15 protein-coding genes are annotated in these 15841 nt (G+C 68.5%); 6 read left to right on the top strand and 9 right to left on the bottom strand.

The genetic code is table 11. The features are described 5' to 3' along the window. Positions 1–228: 228 nt before the first annotated feature. From tkt to pgl, 6 genes are read left to right on the top strand one after another with little or no spacing between them, the layout of a single operon-like run. Entirely contained in the window at positions 229–2334 is a 2106-nt protein-coding gene (gene tkt / locus AC5RVS_RS15585; protein ID WP_494108808.1) for a transketolase, read from the top strand. 10 nt (positions 2335–2344) lie between these two features. Next, complete coding sequence (gene tal / locus AC5RVS_RS15580) at positions 2345–3469, top strand: transaldolase (RefSeq protein WP_493987290.1); 1125 nt, start codon at positions 2345–2347, stop codon at positions 3467–3469. Beyond that, the gene (locus AC5RVS_RS15575) at positions 3466–5079 is read left to right on the top strand and encodes a phosphoglucose isomerase-related protein (protein ID WP_494108807.1); all 1614 of its coding nucleotides are present in this window, start codon (positions 3466–3468) and stop codon (positions 5077–5079) included. The genes tal and AC5RVS_RS15575 overlap by 4 nt, the downstream gene beginning before the upstream one ends. Beyond that, positions 5079–6635 carry a glucose-6-phosphate dehydrogenase gene (zwf, locus tag AC5RVS_RS15570; RefSeq protein ID WP_494108806.1) on the top strand — a complete coding sequence of 519 codons (1557 nt, stop codon included), beginning with the start codon at positions 5079–5081 and terminating at the stop codon, positions 6633–6635. Before AC5RVS_RS15575 ends, zwf begins: the two co-directional genes overlap by 1 nt. Positions 6636–6688: 53 nt before the next feature. Beyond that, entirely contained in the window at positions 6689–7573 is an 885-nt protein-coding gene (locus tag AC5RVS_RS15565; protein ID WP_494108859.1) for a glucose-6-phosphate dehydrogenase assembly protein OpcA, read from the top strand. After that, complete coding sequence (pgl, locus tag AC5RVS_RS15560; protein ID WP_494108805.1) at positions 7563–8354, top strand: 6-phosphogluconolactonase; 792 nt, start codon at positions 7563–7565, stop codon at positions 8352–8354. Before AC5RVS_RS15565 ends, pgl begins: the two co-directional genes overlap by 11 nt. 44 nt (positions 8355–8398) lie before the next feature. Here the strand turns inward: pgl and AC5RVS_RS15555 are convergent, their stop codons facing one another. The 9 genes from AC5RVS_RS15555 to rapZ all read right to left on the bottom strand — a co-directional run bounded on the left by AC5RVS_RS15555 (position 8399) and on the right by rapZ (position 15819). Further along, the gene (locus AC5RVS_RS15555; RefSeq protein WP_493987294.1) at positions 8399–8785 is read right to left on the bottom strand and encodes an RNA polymerase-binding protein RbpA; all 387 of its coding nucleotides are present in this window, start codon (positions 8783–8785) and stop codon (positions 8399–8401) included. Between the two features lie 139 nt (positions 8786–8924). Beyond that, positions 8925–9176, bottom strand: a complete 252-nt coding sequence (gene secG, locus AC5RVS_RS15550) for a preprotein translocase subunit SecG (RefSeq protein WP_493938941.1) — start codon at positions 9174–9176, stop codon at positions 8925–8927. Positions 9177–9222: 46 nt separating this feature from the next. Beyond that, the gene (tpiA, locus tag AC5RVS_RS15545) at positions 9223–10038 is read right to left on the bottom strand and encodes a triose-phosphate isomerase (RefSeq protein ID WP_494108804.1); all 816 of its coding nucleotides are present in this window, start codon (positions 10036–10038) and stop codon (positions 9223–9225) included. 119 nt (positions 10039–10157) lie between these two features. Beyond that, positions 10158–11396 (bottom strand): phosphoglycerate kinase, encoded by a 1239-nt coding sequence (locus AC5RVS_RS15540; protein ID WP_494108803.1) that lies wholly within the window; start codon positions 11394–11396, stop codon positions 10158–10160. 35 nt (positions 11397–11431) lie between these two features. Continuing rightward, entirely contained in the window at positions 11432–12442 is a 1011-nt protein-coding gene (gene gap, locus AC5RVS_RS15535) for a type I glyceraldehyde-3-phosphate dehydrogenase (protein ID WP_494108802.1), read from the bottom strand. Positions 12443–12531: 89 nt separating this feature from the next. After that, the gene (locus AC5RVS_RS15530) at positions 12532–12729 is read right to left on the bottom strand and encodes a hypothetical protein (RefSeq protein ID WP_494108801.1); all 198 of its coding nucleotides are present in this window, start codon (positions 12727–12729) and stop codon (positions 12532–12534) included. 139 nt (positions 12730–12868) lie between these two features. Continuing rightward, positions 12869–13849, bottom strand: a complete 981-nt coding sequence (gene whiA / locus AC5RVS_RS15525) for a DNA-binding protein WhiA (RefSeq protein ID WP_494108800.1) — start codon at positions 13847–13849, stop codon at positions 12869–12871. Positions 13850–13864: 15 nt separating this feature from the next. After that, on the bottom strand, positions 13865–14905 hold the full coding sequence (locus tag AC5RVS_RS15520; protein WP_494108799.1) for a gluconeogenesis factor YvcK family protein: 1041 nt from the start codon (positions 14903–14905) through the stop codon (positions 13865–13867). Beyond that, entirely contained in the window at positions 14905–15819 is a 915-nt protein-coding gene (gene rapZ, locus AC5RVS_RS15515; protein WP_493978538.1) for an RNase adapter RapZ, read from the bottom strand. Before rapZ ends, AC5RVS_RS15520 begins: the two co-directional genes overlap by 1 nt. Positions 15820–15841: the final 22 nt, after the last annotated feature.

The following is a 15841-nucleotide window of genomic DNA, read 5'->3' as shown; positions in this document are numbered from 1 at the left end:
CGGCCGTCAAACAATGGCTGCCTGTGACTGCGGGCACTGCAGCACGTCCTGCGCATTGCAGACTCAACGGATAGAGTGGGGAACAAGCGCCAACCCGCGGTGATGGGGCGCAACAAGCTCGAGGCAGTATCAACGGCGAATGGTCCACTCGGTCCGCGGCTGCGGCTGTTTTCCGGACCGTCGGCTGCCACCTGGACGTATCAGAAAGGGGCCCACCCGGTGCCACACATGGAAGATCAGGAATTGTCCTGGACATCGCTGGACCAGCGGGCGGTGGACACGGTGCGTGTCCTCGCCGCCGACGCAGTGGAGAAGGTCGGCAACGGCCACCCCGGCACCGCCATGAGCCTGGCCCCGGCCGCGTACCTGATCTTCCAGCAGTTCATGCGCCACGACCCGACCGATCCGCACTGGGTGGGCCGCGACCGGTTCGTCCTCTCCCCCGGCCACACCTCGCTGACGCTGTACATCCAGCTGTTCCTCTCCGGCTACGGCCTGGAACTGGAGGACCTGAAGGCGCTGCGGACCTGGGGATCGCTCACGCCGGGCCACCCGGAGTACAAGCACACCCCGGGCGTTGAAATCACCACCGGACCGCTGGGCCAGGGGCTCGCCTCCGCCGTCGGCTTCGCCTATGCCCAGCGCCGCACCCGCGGCCTGTACGACGCCGATGCTGCCGCCGGCGAGAGCCCGTTCGACCACACCGTCTGGGTGATCGCGTCCGACGGCGATCTGCAGGAAGGCGTCACCTCGGAGGCCTCCTCCCTGGCCGGCCACCAGGAGCTGGGCAACCTGGTGGTGCTCTACGACGACAACAAGATCTCCATTGAAGACGACACCGACATCGCCTTCACCGAAGACGTGCTCAAGCGCTACGAAGCGTACGGCTGGCACACCCAGCGGGTGGACTGGACCCGGACCGGCGAGTACGTCGAAGACGTCCCGGCCCTGTTCGAGGCGTTGAAAGCCGCAAAGGCCGAGACCTCCCGGCCCTCGATCATCTCGCTGCGCACCGTCATCGGCTGGCCCGCCCCCAAGAAGCAGAACACCGGCAAGATCCACGGCTCCGCCCTGGGCGCCGAGGAAGTTGCTGCCGTCAAGGAGGTGCTCGGCTTCGATCCGGAGCAGCACTTCGCCGTCGAGCCGGAGGTTCTGGACCACGCCCGGCAGGTAGCCGTGCGCGGCAAGCAGGCCCGCGCGGACTGGGAGACCGGCTACCAGGCGTGGCGCGAGGCCAACCCGGAGAACGCCGCACTGCTGGACCGTGTGCAGGCTTCCGAGTTGCCGCAAGGCTGGGAGGCGGCGCTGCCCGAGTTCCCGGCCGGCAAGGACGTCTCCACCCGGGCCGCCTCCGGCAAGGTGCTCAACGCCATCGGCCCGGTGCTGCCGGAGCTGTGGGGCGGTTCGGCGGACCTGGCCGAATCCAACAACACCACGATCGAAGGCTCCCCGTCTTTCGTTCCCGAGTCGCGGCAGACCGACATGTGGTCCGGCGGGCCGTACGGCAGGGTGCTGCACTTCGGCATCCGCGAGCATGCCGCCGCCGCCATCGTCAACGGCATTGTGCTCAGCTCCAACACCCGCGCCTTCTCGGGCACGTTCCTGATCTTCAGCGACTACCAGCGGCCGGCCATCCGGCTGGGCGCCCTGATGGGCGTTCCCTCCATCTACGTGTGGACGCACGATTCCATCGGCCTGGGTGAAGACGGACCCACCCACCAGCCGGTGGAACAGCTGGCGAGCCTGCGCGCGATCCCGGGCCTCGACGTCGTCCGCCCGGCCGATGCCAATGAGGTGGCGCAGGCCTGGAAGACGATGCTGGAGAACCACAGCAACCCGGCCGGCATTGTGCTCACCCGGCAGAACCTGCCGGTCTACGAGCGCGGCGAAGGCGGTTTCGCCTCCGCCGACAACGTGGCCAAGGGGGCGTACGTGCTGGCCGAGGCGCAGTCCGGCGGCTCGGACACGACCCCGCAGGTGATCCTGCTCGCCACCGGTTCCGAAGTGCAGCTGGCCGTCCAGGCCCGCGAAACGCTGCAGGCCGACGGGATCGCCACCCGCGTGGTTTCCGTTCCCTGCCTCGAGTGGTTCAACCGGCAGGACGCCGCCTACCGCGAGTCGGTGCTTCCGGCCGGCATCAAGGCCCGCGTGTCGGTGGAGGCCGGCATTGCGCAGTGCTGGGACGGTTTGGTCGGCGACGCCGGCCGCAGCGTGTCCCTGGAGCACTACGGCGCCTCCGCGGACTACAAGACCCTGTTCCGCGAGTTCGGACTCACGGCCGAGGCTGTTGTCGAGGCCGCCCGCGACTCTCTCTCCCAGACCACCAATTCCTAAGGAGGACGCAATGTCCAACGCGAATACCCAGGCACTCTCCGACGCCGGCGTTTCCATCTGGCTCGACGACCTTTCGCGCCAGCGGATCAACTCCGGAACCCTGAAGGCCCTGATCGACGAAAAGAACGTGGTGGGCGTCACGACCAATCCCTCCATCTTCGCGGCGGCCCTGCAGGACGGCCGCAGCTACGAGGCGCAGGTTCAGCAGCTGGCCGCCGACGGCGCGGACGTGGACTCGGCGGTCTTCGCCATCACGACCTCCGACGTGGCCGAGGCCTGCGACCTGTTCTCCCCGCTCGCCGCCGATACCGAAGGCGTGGACGGCCGTGTGTCGATCGAGGTGGACCCCCGGCTGGCCCGTGACGCGCACGGCACGGCCGCCGAGGCCCAGCATCTGCACAAGGCCGTGGGCCGCACCAACGCCTTCATCAAGATCCCGGCCACCAGCGAAGGTTTGGAGGCCATCACCGAGACCCTCGCGCTCGGCATCAGCGTCAACGTGACCCTGATCTTCTCGCTGCAGCGCTACCGCGAAGTGATCAACGCGTTCATGCTGGGGCTGGAACAGGCCAAGGAAAACGGCAAGGACCTGGCGACCATCCACTCGGTGGCTTCGTTCTTCGTCTCCCGCGTGGATTCCGAGATTGACAAGCGCCTGGACGCCGCCGGGACCGAGGAGGCCGCCGCGTTGAAGGGCAAGGCCGGCGTCGCCAACGCACGCCTGGCCTACCAGATCTACGAGGAGCAGTTCGCGACCGAACGCTGGCAGGTGCTGGCGGCTGCCGGCGGCCGGCCGCAGCGGCCCCTGTGGGCTTCCACCGGCGTGAAGAACCCGGACTACCCGGACACCTTGTACGTCACCGAACTCGTCGCCCCGAACGTGGTCAACACCATGCCGGAGCAGACGCTGGAAGCCGTCGCCGACCACGGCAAGGTCGAGGGAGACCGGATCACCGGCACCTACGCGGAAGCCAACAAGGTGCTCGACGACATCGCGCAGGCCGGCATTTCCTACAACGAGGTGGTGGAGCTGCTCGAGGACGAGGGCCTGGAGAAGTTCGTGGCCAGCTGGCAGGAGTTGCGAGAGACCGTCCAAAACGCCCTCGAGTCGGTGCCCGGAGCCCGGAAGTCATGAGTTCGCTGGCTTTCGAAGCGTCGGGAGCCGCACTGGCCGCCGTCCGCCGTCATATCGCTACCCTGGTGGACGACCGGGTCGCGTCCCGCATCGCGGCCCAGGACAATACCCTGTGGGGCCCGGAGGCAGAAGCCGAGGCGGCCGTCCGCCTCGGCTGGGTGGACGCCGCGGCGCTGTCCCGGCCGCTGGTCCCGGAGATCCTGGAGCTGCGCAAGGAGCTTACGGCCGAGGGCGTGTCCCGCTTTGTGCTGGCCGGGATGGGCGGCTCCTCCCTGGCGCCCGAAGTGATCGCCAACACCGCCGGCGTAGAGCTCACCGTGCTGGACAGCACGGATCCCCAGCAGGTGGGTGCCGCGCTGGCAGAACGGCTTGCCGACACGGCCATCATCGTGTCGTCCAAGTCCGGTTCCACGCTGGAAACCGATTCGCAGCGCCGTGTCTTCGAGCAGGCCTTCACGGACGCCGGTTTGGATGCCGCTTCGCGGATCATCGTGGTCACCGATCCCGGCTCCCCATTGGATGAGGCGTCGCGGGAAGCCGGGTACCGGGCGGTGTTCAACGCCGACCCCAACGTCGGCGGGCGGTACTCCGCGCTGACCGCCTTCGGCCTGGTTCCCGCCGGACTGGCCGGCGTGGACATCGAACGGCTGCTTGACGACGCCGAAGAGGCCGCCGAGGTGCTCTCCGAGGATTCCGCCGACAACATGGCCCTGGCCCTGGGCGCGGCGCTGGCCGGCACCGAGCCGCTGCGCAACAAGGTAGCCATCGCCGACGAAGGGTCCGGCATCGTCGGCTTCGCCGACTGGGCCGAGCAGTTGGTCGCCGAGTCCACCGGCAAGCTGGGGACCGGACTGCTGCCGGTGGTGGTCAACGCCGGCGACCCGGAGACCGTCTCCGGAGCCAAGGACGTGCTGGTGGTCCGGCTCGTCTCCCCCGATCACGAGGTGACGGTCGGAGCCGACGAGGTTGCCGTGGGCGGGAGCCTGGGCAGCCAACTGCTGCTGTGGGAGTACGCCACGGCCGTAGCCGGCCGCCTGCTGGGCATCAATCCCTTCGACCAGCCGGATGTCGAGGCGGCGAAGGTCGCGGCACGCGGGCTGCTGGACGAACGTCCGGCGGCGGCGCTGCCCGATTTCACCGACGGCGCCGTCCAGGTGCGCGGCAGCGGCTTGGCCATGGGCGCGTCGCTGGACGACGCGCTGCGCGACCTGCTGGGCAAACTGGGACCGGACGGCTATGTGAGCGTCCAGGCCTACCTCGACCGCTTTGGCCAGGCCGAGCTGGAACGCATCCGGCCCCTGCTGGCCGAAGCGACCGGACGGCCCGTGACTTTCGGCTGGGGCCCGCGGTTCCTGCATTCCACCGGGCAGTTCCACAAGGGCGGACCGGGCATTGGCGTCTACCTGCAGCTGACCGGCGAGGCCGCGGCGGACATCCCCATCCCCGGACGCGAGTTCAGCTTCGGCGAACTCATCGATGCCCAGGCAGCCGGCGACGCCAACGTCCTGCGGGAGGGCGGCCGCCCCGTCCTGCGCCTGCATCTGGCCGACCGGGCGGCCGGCGTGCGCCAGGTGATGGACGCCGTGTCCCGACTGGCTGGAAAGCAGTAATGGCCCCTTCCGCACGACAACGTCCGGCCAACCCACTGCGTGACCCGCGCGACCGCCGGCTTGACCGCATTGCCGGGCCCTGTTCCCTGGTGCTGTTCGGGGTCACCGGAGACCTGGCCCGCAAGAAGCTCATGCCGGCGGTCTACGATCTGGCCAACCGCGGGCTGCTGCCGCCCAGCTTCGCGCTGGTCGGCTTCGCCCGCCGGCCCTGGGACGACGACGAGTTCGCCGCCCAGGTGAAGGAATCCGTGCAGCGGCACGCCCGCACCCCGTTCCGCGAGGACGTCTGGACGCACCTGGCGGCCGGCATCCGGTTCGTCCAGGGCGCTTTCGACGACGAGGCCGCCTTTGAGCAGCTCCGCGGCACCTTGGAAGAGCTGGACGAGCACCGCGGGACCCAGGGCAACCACGCCTTCTACCTCTCGATTCCGCCCAACGCCTTCGAGCAGGTGTGCAAGATGCTCTCGTCGCACGGCCTGGCCCAGGCAACCGATGAAGCAGACGGCATGCCGTGGCGGCGGGTGGTCATCGAGAAGCCCTTCGGGCACGACCTTCAGTCCGCCCGTGAACTGAACAACATCGTCGAATCGGTCTTCCCGCCGGACGCAGTGTTCAGGATCGACCACTATCTGGGCAAGGAGACGGTCCAGAACATCCTGGCCCTGCGCTTCGCAAACCAGCTGTTCGAGCCGCTCTGGAACGCCAACTACGTGGACCACGTGCAGATCACCATGGCGGAGGACATCGGCATCGGCGGCCGGGCAGGCTATTACGACGGCGTCGGGGCGGCGCGCGACGTCATCCAGAACCACTTGCTCCAGTTGCTTGCCCTGACGGCCATGGAGGAACCCATTTCCTTCGACGCGGAGGACCTGCGGACGGAGAAGGAAAAGGTGCTGGCCGCCGTCAAGCTTCCCGAGGACCTGTCGGCCCATTCGGCCCGCGGCCAGTACACCGGCGGGTGGCAGGGCGGCGAGAGAGTCGCCGGCTATCTGGAGGAAGAAGGCTTCAACCCGGACTCGGTCACCGAGACCTACGCGGCGCTGCGGCTGGACATCCACACCAGGCGCTGGTCCGGAGTGCCCTTCTACCTGCGTGCCGGCAAGCGGCTGGGCCGCCGGGTGACAGAGATTGCGGTGGTGTTCAAACGCGCGCCCAACCTGTTGTTCCCCAACCATCATGAGGACGACTTCGGCCAGAACGCGGTGGTGATCCGCGTCCAGCCCGACGAAGGGGTCACCATGCGCTTCGGTTCCAAGGTGCCCGGCACGCAGATGGAAGTCCGGGATGTCACCATGGACTTCGGCTACGGGCACGCGTTCACCGAGTCCAGTCCGGAGGCGTACGAACGGCTGATCCTGGACGTCCTGCTCGGCGAGCCGCCGCTGTTCCCCCGCCACCAGGAAGTCGAACTGTCCTGGAAGATCCTTGACCCGTTCGAGGAGTACTGGGCCAACAGCCGCACCCGGCCGGAACCGTACTCCCCCGGCAGCTGGGGACCGGCGTCGGCCGATGAGCTGTTGGCCCGTGACGGACGCACTTGGAGAAGGCCGTGATTAAAGAGCTCAAGGACACGACCACGTCGAAGGTCTCGAAGGAAATCGTGGCCATGCGGGAGCAAGGCGGCGTGGTGGCCCTGGGGCGCGTGCTGACCCTGGTGGTCGTGACCTCGCTGGGTTACGAAGAAGAGGCCATCTTCGCCGCCAACGCCGCCAGCCGGGAACATCCCTGCCGGATCATTGCCCTGGTCGATGCGGGGTCGGAGGCGAAGACCAGGCTGGATGCCCAAATCCGGGTCGGCGGCGATGCCGGAGCAGCCGAAGTGGTGGTGCTGTACGGCTACGGCCAGCTGGCAGCCGAAAGCGAGTCCCTCGTGGCTGCCCTGCTGCTGCCCGATGCCCCGATCGTCGCGTGGTGGCCGCACGGCATGCCGAAGGATGCTTCGCGCACGTCCATCGGCCGGATTGCGCACCGCCGCATCACCGATTCCGACAGGGAGCCCGACCCGCAGCAGGCACTGTTCAGCCTGCGCGAGACTTATACCGCCGGGGACACGGACCTGGCCTGGACGCGGTTGACCAGTTGGCGCGTCCAGTTGGCCGCCGTCTTTGATCAACTGGAACCCGCCCCGGTCACCTCGGTTGCCGTGGAGGGCGCCTCCGACTCCCCCAGCACCGTCCTCTTGGCGGCGTGGCTGACGCTGGCCCTGAACGCGCCGGTGACCATCGTGGAGGACACGGCGGGGACCGGCATCCGGGGCGTGCGCATCTCCCGGACGACCGGCGACATCCGGATCCTGCGTCCCGGCCCGTCCGTGGCCGAACTCATCATGCCCGGCCTGCCGGTGCAGCGCATTACGCTGCCGCGCCGTCCGCTGGAGGAATGCCTGGCCGAAGAACTCCGCCGGCTGGACCCGGACGAAGTGTTCGGCGAGGTGCTGATTCATGGATTGCCCCGGACCAATTTGAGGAGCGTGCGCCGCAGTGACCGCTGACCCACACGTCGTAGTCCATTCCGACACCGCCGCCGTCGCCGGCTCGGCTGCCCGGAGGCTGGTGGAGCGCCTGGCGGCGGTCCAGGCCGAGCGCGGCGATGCCACCGTGGTGCTCACCGGCGGCAGCCTGGGCATCAACACGTTAAAGGCGGTCGCCGCCGTCGACGCCCCCGCCGGCTTCGATTGGTCCAAGGTCAACATCTGGTGGGGCGACGAGCGGTTCGTCGCCCAGGACAGCCAGGACCGCAACGAACGGCAGGCCCGCGAAGCGCTGCTGGACGCGCTCCCCCTGGACCCGCACCGGGTGCACCCCTTCGGCGCGGCCGGCGAACACGCCGACCCGGACGCTGCAGCCGCGGCCTATTCCGCCGCGCTGCGGCAGGCCGCGGCCGAAGAGGGCACGAGCGGCCCGGTGCCCAGATTCGACGTGCTGTTGCTGGGCGTCGGTCCTGATGCCCACATCGCATCGCTGTTTCCCGAGATGGGCGGCATCCGCGAGGAAGAGCGTTCGGTGGTCGGCGAGACCGATGCGCCGAAACCCCCGCCGGAGCGCGTGTCCCTGACGCTGCCGGCGATCAACTCGGCGGACGAGGTCTGGCTGGTGGTGGGCGGCCAGGACAAGGCCGGTGCCGTGGGACTGGCCCTGGCCGGCGCCAACCCGGTGCAGGTTCCCGCCGCCGGTGCGCGCGGGCGCAAGCGCACCGTGTGGCTGCTGGACCAGGACGCCGCGTCCAAGCTGCCGCACGCGCTGCTGTCCGCGGCCGAAAGAGGCGACGGCTAACAGCGGTTCCTCCGGCGCCCGGCATTGCCGGTGGGTTCGGCCCGCTAGCGCGCCTCTCGACGCCGTCGCCGCAGCTTCTCGAGCGCCTGTTCCACGACGGCCTCCGCCTCGTCCGGGCTGCGCCGTTCCTTCGCGTACTCGAGGTGGCTCTTGTAGGGCTCGTCGCTGCTGCGGGCTTCGGTGGTGTACCCGCCCGGTTCCCTGGCTGCGGTCTGGCCGCAGTGCGGGCAGTCCCACGACGGCGGGATGTCGGCTTCGCTCAGATTGGCGAAGACCGGTGTGGTCTGGTGTCCCTTCGGACACCAATACGTGACGGGAACCTTGGTCACCGGAACTACCGTCCGCCCGGTCACGGCCTGCCAGCCCGCAAGCCCGGCACCCGACTCGGAACCCACCCGTACCGCGCGGAAAGAATTCGACGGATCAACCATGTTTGCTCCCCGCTGAGAAGAATCGATGCCCCCTGCATCGGGCACCAGTCTACGGGTCGAACAGCGATGGGTTAAGGGGTAGGCCGAAGTCGTCGGTCCGTCGGGCCCAGACAGCGGAGCCGGGCGCCGGAAGCGTCGGTCAGGATTCCGCGCTGAAACGCATCATGAGGCCGAGGGCCACGATGACCGCGCCCCAGACAAGCCCCAGGACGACGGTGAACCGGTTGAGGTTGCGCTCCGCGACGCCGGACGAGCCCAGGCTGGTGGTCATGCCGCCGCCGAACATGTCGGACATACCGCCGCCGCGCCCCTTGTGGAGCAGGATGAGGAGGGTCAGCAGCAGGCTCGTAATGCCGAGCAGGATTTGCAGCGTGATCTTCAGAGCTTCCACAGTGGCCTTTCGTCAGCTGTCGGGATATCCCAGTGGCGGGCAGACATCACTTTGTCAGCAGGTGGTGTTCGAACCTGACAATATTAGCAAATTCGCCTGCATCCAGACTGGCGCCGCCGACCAACACGCCGTCCACGTCGCGCTCGTTCAGGATCGCGGCCGCGTTTGCCGCCTTCACGGAGCCGCCGTAGAGCAAACGCACCCCGGCTGCCACGCTGTCATCGAAGAGGACGGCCATCTCCGCGCGGATGGCGGCGCACATCTCCTGGGCATCCTCGGGGCCGGCCACTTCCCCGGTGCCGATCGCCCACACCGGTTCGTAGGCGATGACCAACCCGGCCGCCTGCCCGGCCTCCAGGCCTGCTACATCCGCGCGCAGCTGACCGAGCGTGTGCTCCACGTGGTTCCCGGCCTGGCGCACGGCGAGGCCTTCGCCGACGCACAGCACCGGGGTCAGCTTGTGCCGGTAGGCCGCCTTCAGCTTCCCGTTCAGCAACGCGTCGTCCTCGCCGTGGATCTCGCGCCGCTCGGAATGCCCGACCAGCACGTACCGGCAGCCCAGCTTGGCCAGGAATTGTCCGGAGATGTCACCGGTGTAGGCGCCGGCATCGTGCGGCGAGAGGTCCTGGGCGCCGTAGACAAGCTTCAGGTCGTCGCCGTTGACCAGCGTCTGCACGCCGCGCAGATCGGTGAACGGAGGGAAAACGGCGACCTCGACCCGGGCATAGTCGTGCCGGGCATCGCTCAGCGTCCACGCCAGTTTCTGCAACAGGGTGATGCCCTGGACGTGGTCCATGTTCATCTTCCAGTTGCCGGCGATCAGCGGGGTGCGGTCGAACTTGCCGTTGGTCGAGGTGGTCACTGAGGTCTCCATCTGTTGTGGGCGTCGCGGTGGACGCCGTGCTGCGCTGCGGGGCGGCGCCGTCGGGCTTGGGCGGTACCGGCAGCCCCTGCCGCCCGAAGCGGGAGGGGTGCCTGCGATCAGTCCTCCAGTGCTGCCAGGCCGGGCAGTTCCTTGCCCTCAAGGTATTCGAGGCTGGCGCCGCCGCCGGTGGAAATGTGTCCGAAGGCGCCGTCGTCAAAGCCGAGGGCACGTACCGCGGCGGCGGAATCGCCTCCGCCGACGACGGTGAAGCCGTCGCTCCCGGTGAGGGCCTTGGCTACCGTGCGGGTGCCGTTGGCGAACGCGGCGAACTCAAACACGCCCATCGGGCCGTTCCAGAAGACGGTGTTCGCCGAGTGGATCTGGTGGGCGAAGGCTTCGGCCGACTCCGGGCCGATGTCCAGGCCGATGCCGCTGGAGCCGAACGATGCCGCCTCGATGTTGTCCGCCGGAACCACTTCCCAGGCCGCATCGGCGGCGAACTTCTCGGCGACCACGATGTCGGTCGGCAGGATGAACGTGCAGCCCAGTTCCTTGGCACGTGCGAGGTAGCCGCGGACGGTGTCCAGTTGGTCCTGCTCCAGCAGGCTGGAGCCGACCTTGTAGCCCTGGGCCGCCAGGAAGGTGAAAACCATGCCGCCGCCGACCAGCAGGTAGTCGGCCTTGCCCAGCAGGTTCTCGATCACGGCCAGCTTGTCCGAGACCTTGGAACCGCCCAGGACCACCACGTACGGCCGCTGCGGGGCCTCGGTGAGCCTGTTCAGGACCTGCAGCTCCGTGCGGACCAGGTCGCCCTGGTAGGCCGGAAGCCGGCGGGCGATGTCGAAGACCGAAGCATGCTTGCGGTGGACGGCACCGAAGGCGTCGTCCACGTAGGCTCCGTCGTCACCGGTCAGGGCGGCGAGTTCGGCAGCAAAGGCCTCCCGGTCGGCGTCGTCCTTGCTGGTTTCCCTGGGATCGAACCGCACGTTCTCCACCACCAGCACTTCCCCGTCCTGCAGGCCGGCGGCCGCCTCCCGGGCGGCCGGGCCCACCGTGTCCGCGGCGAACTTGACCGTGACCGGTGCCAGGTCCTTCAGCCGTGCGACAGCGGGGCGCAGCGAGAACTTCTCCTCGGGTGCGCCCTTGGGGCGGCCGAGGTGGGCCGTCACGATGACCCGCGCTCCGGCTTCCGCGAGCTTGGAGATGACCGGCAGGGACGCCCGGATGCGCCCGTCGTCGGACACCTTCAGCTCCGGGAGTTCACCCTCCAGGGGGACGTTCAGGTCCGAGCGGACCAACACGCGGCGTCCGCGGACCCCGGCGGCCAGCAGGGCATCAAGAGAATGTGCAGTCATTTTTTCCTTCGTGCGGAGGACGGGACGGGCCGGACCTAGGACAGCTTTGAGGCAATCAGAGCCGTCAGGTCCACCAGGCGGTTGGAGTAGCCCCACTCGTTGTCGTACCAGCCGACAACTTTCACCTGATTACCCATTACCTTAGTCAGTCCCGAGTCGAAGATCGAAGAGGCCGGGTCTGTGACGATATCGGAGGACACGATGGGGTCCTCGGTATACGCGATGATCCCGGCCCAGTGCGGGTCGCCGGCGGCCGCCTTGAACGCCGCGTTGACCTCGTCCACATCGGTTTCGCGGGACACGGTAACGGTCAGGTCGGTCATCGAGCCGGTCGGCACCGGCACACGGACCGCGAAGCCGTCCAACTTGCCCTGCAGTTCCGGGAGGACCTGCCCGATGGCCTTCGCTGCGCCGGTCGATGTCGGCACGAGGTTGATGGCCGCCGCCCGGGCGCGCCGCAAGTCCCGGTGCGGCCCGTCCTGCAGGTTCTGGTCGGCGGTATAGGCGTGGATGGTGGTCATGAGTCCGTGCTCGATGCCGAACGTCTCGTGCAGCACCTTCGCCATCGGCGCCAGGCAGTTCGTGGTGCAGGAGGCGTTCGAGATCAGGTGGTGGTTACCGGCGTCGTACTCACTGTCATTGACGCCCATCACAATGGTGATGTCCTCGTCCTTGGCCGGGGCCGAGATCAGGACTTTCTTCGCCCCGGCGTCGATGTGCTTGCGGGCGCCGCTGCCCTTGTTGAACCTGCCGGTGGATTCGATCACGATCTCGACGCCGAGGTCGCTCCACGGCAGGTCGGCCGGTTCCTTTTCGGACAGGACGCTGACCTTCCGGCCGCCGACGATCAGGTTGCCGGCATCCACCTCAACCGTTTCCTTCAGCACGCCCAGGACGCTGTCGTATTTGAGCAGGTGGGCCAGAGTGTGGGCATCGGTCAGGTCGTTGACCGCCACGATTTCCAGGTCCGTGTTTTGCGCCAGGGCGGCGCGGAAGTAGCTGCGGCCGATCCGGCCAAATCCATTAATTCCAACTCGAGTAGTCATGAGCCTCTACCTCGTGGATGGGGCCGTGGCCGGCGGGCTCTCCCCCGCTGGTCCGTGCCATGTTGTTTGGCCTGCGTGGCCGGGGGTGGTCAGCGCGGAAGCGCCGGTGTGGGCGGCGACGAAGCGGGCGGCGACGTCGGCCCGGTTGACGGTACCGGCGCAGTGTCCGCGCCGGTACCGTAGGCGGCGTGGTGCCTGGAGCGGTGCGGCTCCATGATCCCCGCCGGGAGGTGCGGCCCCGGGGCCGCGTAACCGTAGTTGAGCCCGGGCAGTTCGTGCTCTCTCATGGTTCCCTCCGTCTTCTCCCGGCCGCTGTTTGCGGCCGGGTCGGATGATCCAACCGGACGGGCTTGTCCGTCCGGCAGCACCCGGGCCGGTCGTCGTTGACCGGTACCGGGCGATGCCCCGCATGCCGCCGTGCCGTGCCTAGTCGTCCAGCATCTCCGGCGTCACGTTGGCCTCGGTGCCCGGGATGCGGAGCTCCAGCGCCCGCGTGTCGGCCATGGCCAGCAGGCGGCGGATCCGGCCGGCGATGGCGTCCTTGGTCATCGGCGGGTCCGCCAAACGTCCGAGCTCGTCCAGGGAGGCCTGCTTGTGTGCCACCCGGAGCTCACCGGCATACCGCAGGTGCTCGGGCACTTCGTCGTCGAGGATCTCGAGGGCACGCTCCACGCGCGCACCCGCTGCGACGGCGGCTTGGGCCGAGCGCCGCAGGTTGGCGTCGTCGAAATTGGCCAGCCGGTTTGCGGTGGCCCGCACTTCCTTGCGCATCCGGCGTTCTTCCCACACCATCAGGGCATCATGGGCGCCCATCCGGGTCAAGAGCGCCGCGATGCTGTCGCCGTCGCGGATGACGACCCGGTCCACGCCACGGACTTCCCGGGCCTTGGCCGCGATGCCCAACCGGCGCGCGGCACCCACCAGCGCCAGCGCGGCTTCCGGGCCGGGGCAGGTGACTTCCAGGGCCGAAGAGCGGCCGGGTTCGGTCAGCGAACCGTGCGCCAGGAAGGCGCCGCGCCAGACCGCCTCGGCGTCGGCGGCCGAACCGTTCACAACCACGGACGGCAGGCCCCGAACCGGCCGGCCGCGGCCGTCCAGCAGGCCGGTCTGCCTGGCGAGGGACTCCCCGTCCTTGACCACGCGCACGACGTAGCGGTTCCCGCGGCGCAGGGCTCCGCCGGAGACCACGATGATGTCGCCGCTGTGGCCGTACACTTCGGAGATTGCGGTGCGCAGCCGCCGGGCGGTCGCAGCCAGATCAACTTCGGCCTCAATGACTATGCGGCCGGAAATGATGTGAAGTCCGCCGGCGAAGCGGAGCGTCGACGAGACCTCCGCCTTCCGGACCTGGGACTTCTTGATGTCAAGGCGAGCGAGCTCATCCTTGACTGCTGCGGTCAGCGCCATGCACCTTGTCCTTACCTAATCCTTGCTGTCCCCGAAAATGTCGTGGTAGGCACTCGCCAGTCTCAACGGATCGTGTACGGGGCGTCCGCCTGAACTCCCTACTCTACCGAAGACAACGCGTGCACCGAGCGCGGCCGCGGCATCCTCGAAACGCCCCTTGTCGTCAATCACGGTCGGATCGGCCAACACCACGTCGAAACGCATCCCGGGCGCACAGCGCCTCACGGCAGCCAGGTGGTCCGACGCCGTCATCCCGGACGTTTCCTTGGTGTCCACCGACAGGTTCATGGTCAGGCAGCGGCGCGCTGGGGTGTCGCAGAGCGCTTCGCGCATCTCCTTCAGCATCAGGTGCGGCAGCACCGAGGTATACCAGGAACCGGGCCCAAGGATCACCCAGTCGGCATACTCGACGGCGTTCAGCGCCTCGACGCAGGCCGGGGCGTCGTCCGGCAGCAGGCGCACGTCGTGGACGTGGCTGTTCCGCCCGGCCGCTGCCAGCCGGGACTGGCCGGAGATCAGCGCGGTGCGCAGCCGGCCGTCGTCGCCCTCCACCAGCACGTCGCCCTCGATGGTCAGCGGCACGGTGGCCATCGGCAGCACCTCCCCGCGGGCCCCCAGCAGCGCGCCGGCCCACTTCAGGCCGGCAACGGGGTCGCCGAGCAACTCCCACAGGGTGACGATCAGCAGGTTTCCGAGCGCGTGGTTGTCCAGCGACGGCTCGGCGCCCGGGGATGACTTGAAGCGATGCTGCATCACATCGCGCCAGGTCCGGCCCCAGTCGGTGTCATCGCACAGCGCTGCGAGGGCCATCCGCAGGTCCCCCGGCGGGAGCACGCCGAATTCCTCGCGCAGGCGGCCGGAGGATCCGCCGTCGTCGGCCACCGTGACGATGGCGGTCAGTTCCGTGGTGAGCAGCCGCAGCGCGCCCAGCGAGGCGGAGAGCCCGTGCCCGCCGCCCAGAGCCACGACGGAGGGAGGCGTGCCGTTCTTCCCGGTCCGGCTGCGGGAGGCACCCGGGGCGGGAACCAGCGGCATCGGTCCGGTCAGGATCGCCACTATTCGCGCCCCAGGTCCCGGTGCTGGACGGTGACCTTGACGCTCGGCAACTGGGCCAGCCGCTTCCCGATTTCCTCGGCGACCGCAACGGACCGGTGCTTGCCGCCGGTGCACCCGATGGCGATGGTGCCGTAGTGCTTGTTCTCGCGCCGGTAGCCCTCCAGCACGGGCTCCAGGGCGTCCACGTAGCGGTTGACGAACTCATCGGCGCCGGAGTCCACCAGCACGTAGTCGCGGACCTTCTCGTCCAGCCCGGTATGGGGGCGCAGCGCGGGGACCCAGTGCGGGTTGGGAATGAAGCGGGCGTCGGCGACGAAGTTGGCGTCCACCGGCAGCCCGTACTTGAAGCCGAAGCTGACGACGTTGATGCGCAGGACGATCGGTCCGGATTCGGTGAAGAGTTCGGTGATCGCGGTGGCCAGGGCGTGGACATTCATCTCGGTGGTATCCACCACCAGGTCGGCAGAGTCCTTGAGGCTGCTCAACAGTTCCCGTTCCGCGGTGATGCCGTCGGAAATGCGGCCATCGCCCTGCAGCGGGTGCGGCCGCCGGCCCTGTTCGAAGCGGCGGACCAGGACGTCTCCGGAGGCGTCCAGGAAGAGCACCCGGTAGTGGATGCCGCTCGCCGCCAGGGCATGCAGCGCCTCGCGGATGTCGCGGAACAGGCTCTGGCTGCGAACGTCCACCACCACGGCAAGCTTGGGCAGCGACTGCGGCATCCGCGAAACCAGTTCGGCCAGCGTGCCCAGCATCTGCGGCGGCAGGTTGTCCACCACGTACCAGCCATGGTCCTCGAGGGCGTGCGCCGCCGTGGTCCGGCCGGCGCCGGACATGCCGGTGACCACCAGGAGCTCGGATTCCACCGGCTTTTCCGGCGTCAAGTCCTCGTCCACCGTCATCGTCATTCCATCCATCCCGACCCCCACTCCTCGATTC

It is taken from the genome of Arthrobacter sp. Y3221048, assembly GCF_059092685.1.
The sequence above is the reverse complement of the archived record's forward strand: the minus strand, read 5'-3'. Positions and strand labels throughout refer to the sequence as shown.

Coding starts and splice junctions, on each gene's coding strand:
- tkt (WP_494108808.1), top strand. CDS start 229: ATGGAAGATCAGGAATTGTCCTGGACATCGCTGGACCAGCGGGCGGTG.
- tal (WP_493987290.1), top strand. CDS start 2,345: ATGTCCAACGCGAATACCCAGGCACTCTCCGACGCCGGCGTTTCCATC.
- AC5RVS_RS15575 (WP_494108807.1), top strand. CDS start 3,466: ATGAGTTCGCTGGCTTTCGAAGCGTCGGGAGCCGCACTGGCCGCCGTC.
- zwf (WP_494108806.1), top strand. CDS start 5,079: ATGGCCCCTTCCGCACGACAACGTCCGGCCAACCCACTGCGTGACCCG.
- AC5RVS_RS15565 (WP_494108859.1), top strand. CDS start 6,689: ATGCGGGAGCAAGGCGGCGTGGTGGCCCTGGGGCGCGTGCTGACCCTG.
- AC5RVS_RS15555 (WP_493987294.1), bottom strand. CDS start 8,785: ATGGTTGATCCGTCGAATTCTTTCCGCGCGGTACGGGTGGGTTCCGAG.
- AC5RVS_RS15540 (WP_494108803.1), bottom strand. CDS start 11,396: ATGACTGCACATTCTCTTGATGCCCTGCTGGCCGCCGGGGTCCGCGGA.
- gap (WP_494108802.1), bottom strand. CDS start 12,442: ATGACTACTCGAGTTGGAATTAATGGATTTGGCCGGATCGGCCGCAGC.
- AC5RVS_RS15530 (WP_494108801.1), bottom strand. CDS start 12,729: ATGAGAGAGCACGAACTGCCCGGGCTCAACTACGGTTACGCGGCCCCG.
- whiA (WP_494108800.1), bottom strand. CDS start 13,849: ATGGCGCTGACCGCAGCAGTCAAGGATGAGCTCGCTCGCCTTGACATC.
- rapZ (WP_493978538.1), bottom strand. CDS start 15,819: ATGGATGGAATGACGATGACGGTGGACGAGGACTTGACGCCGGAAAAG.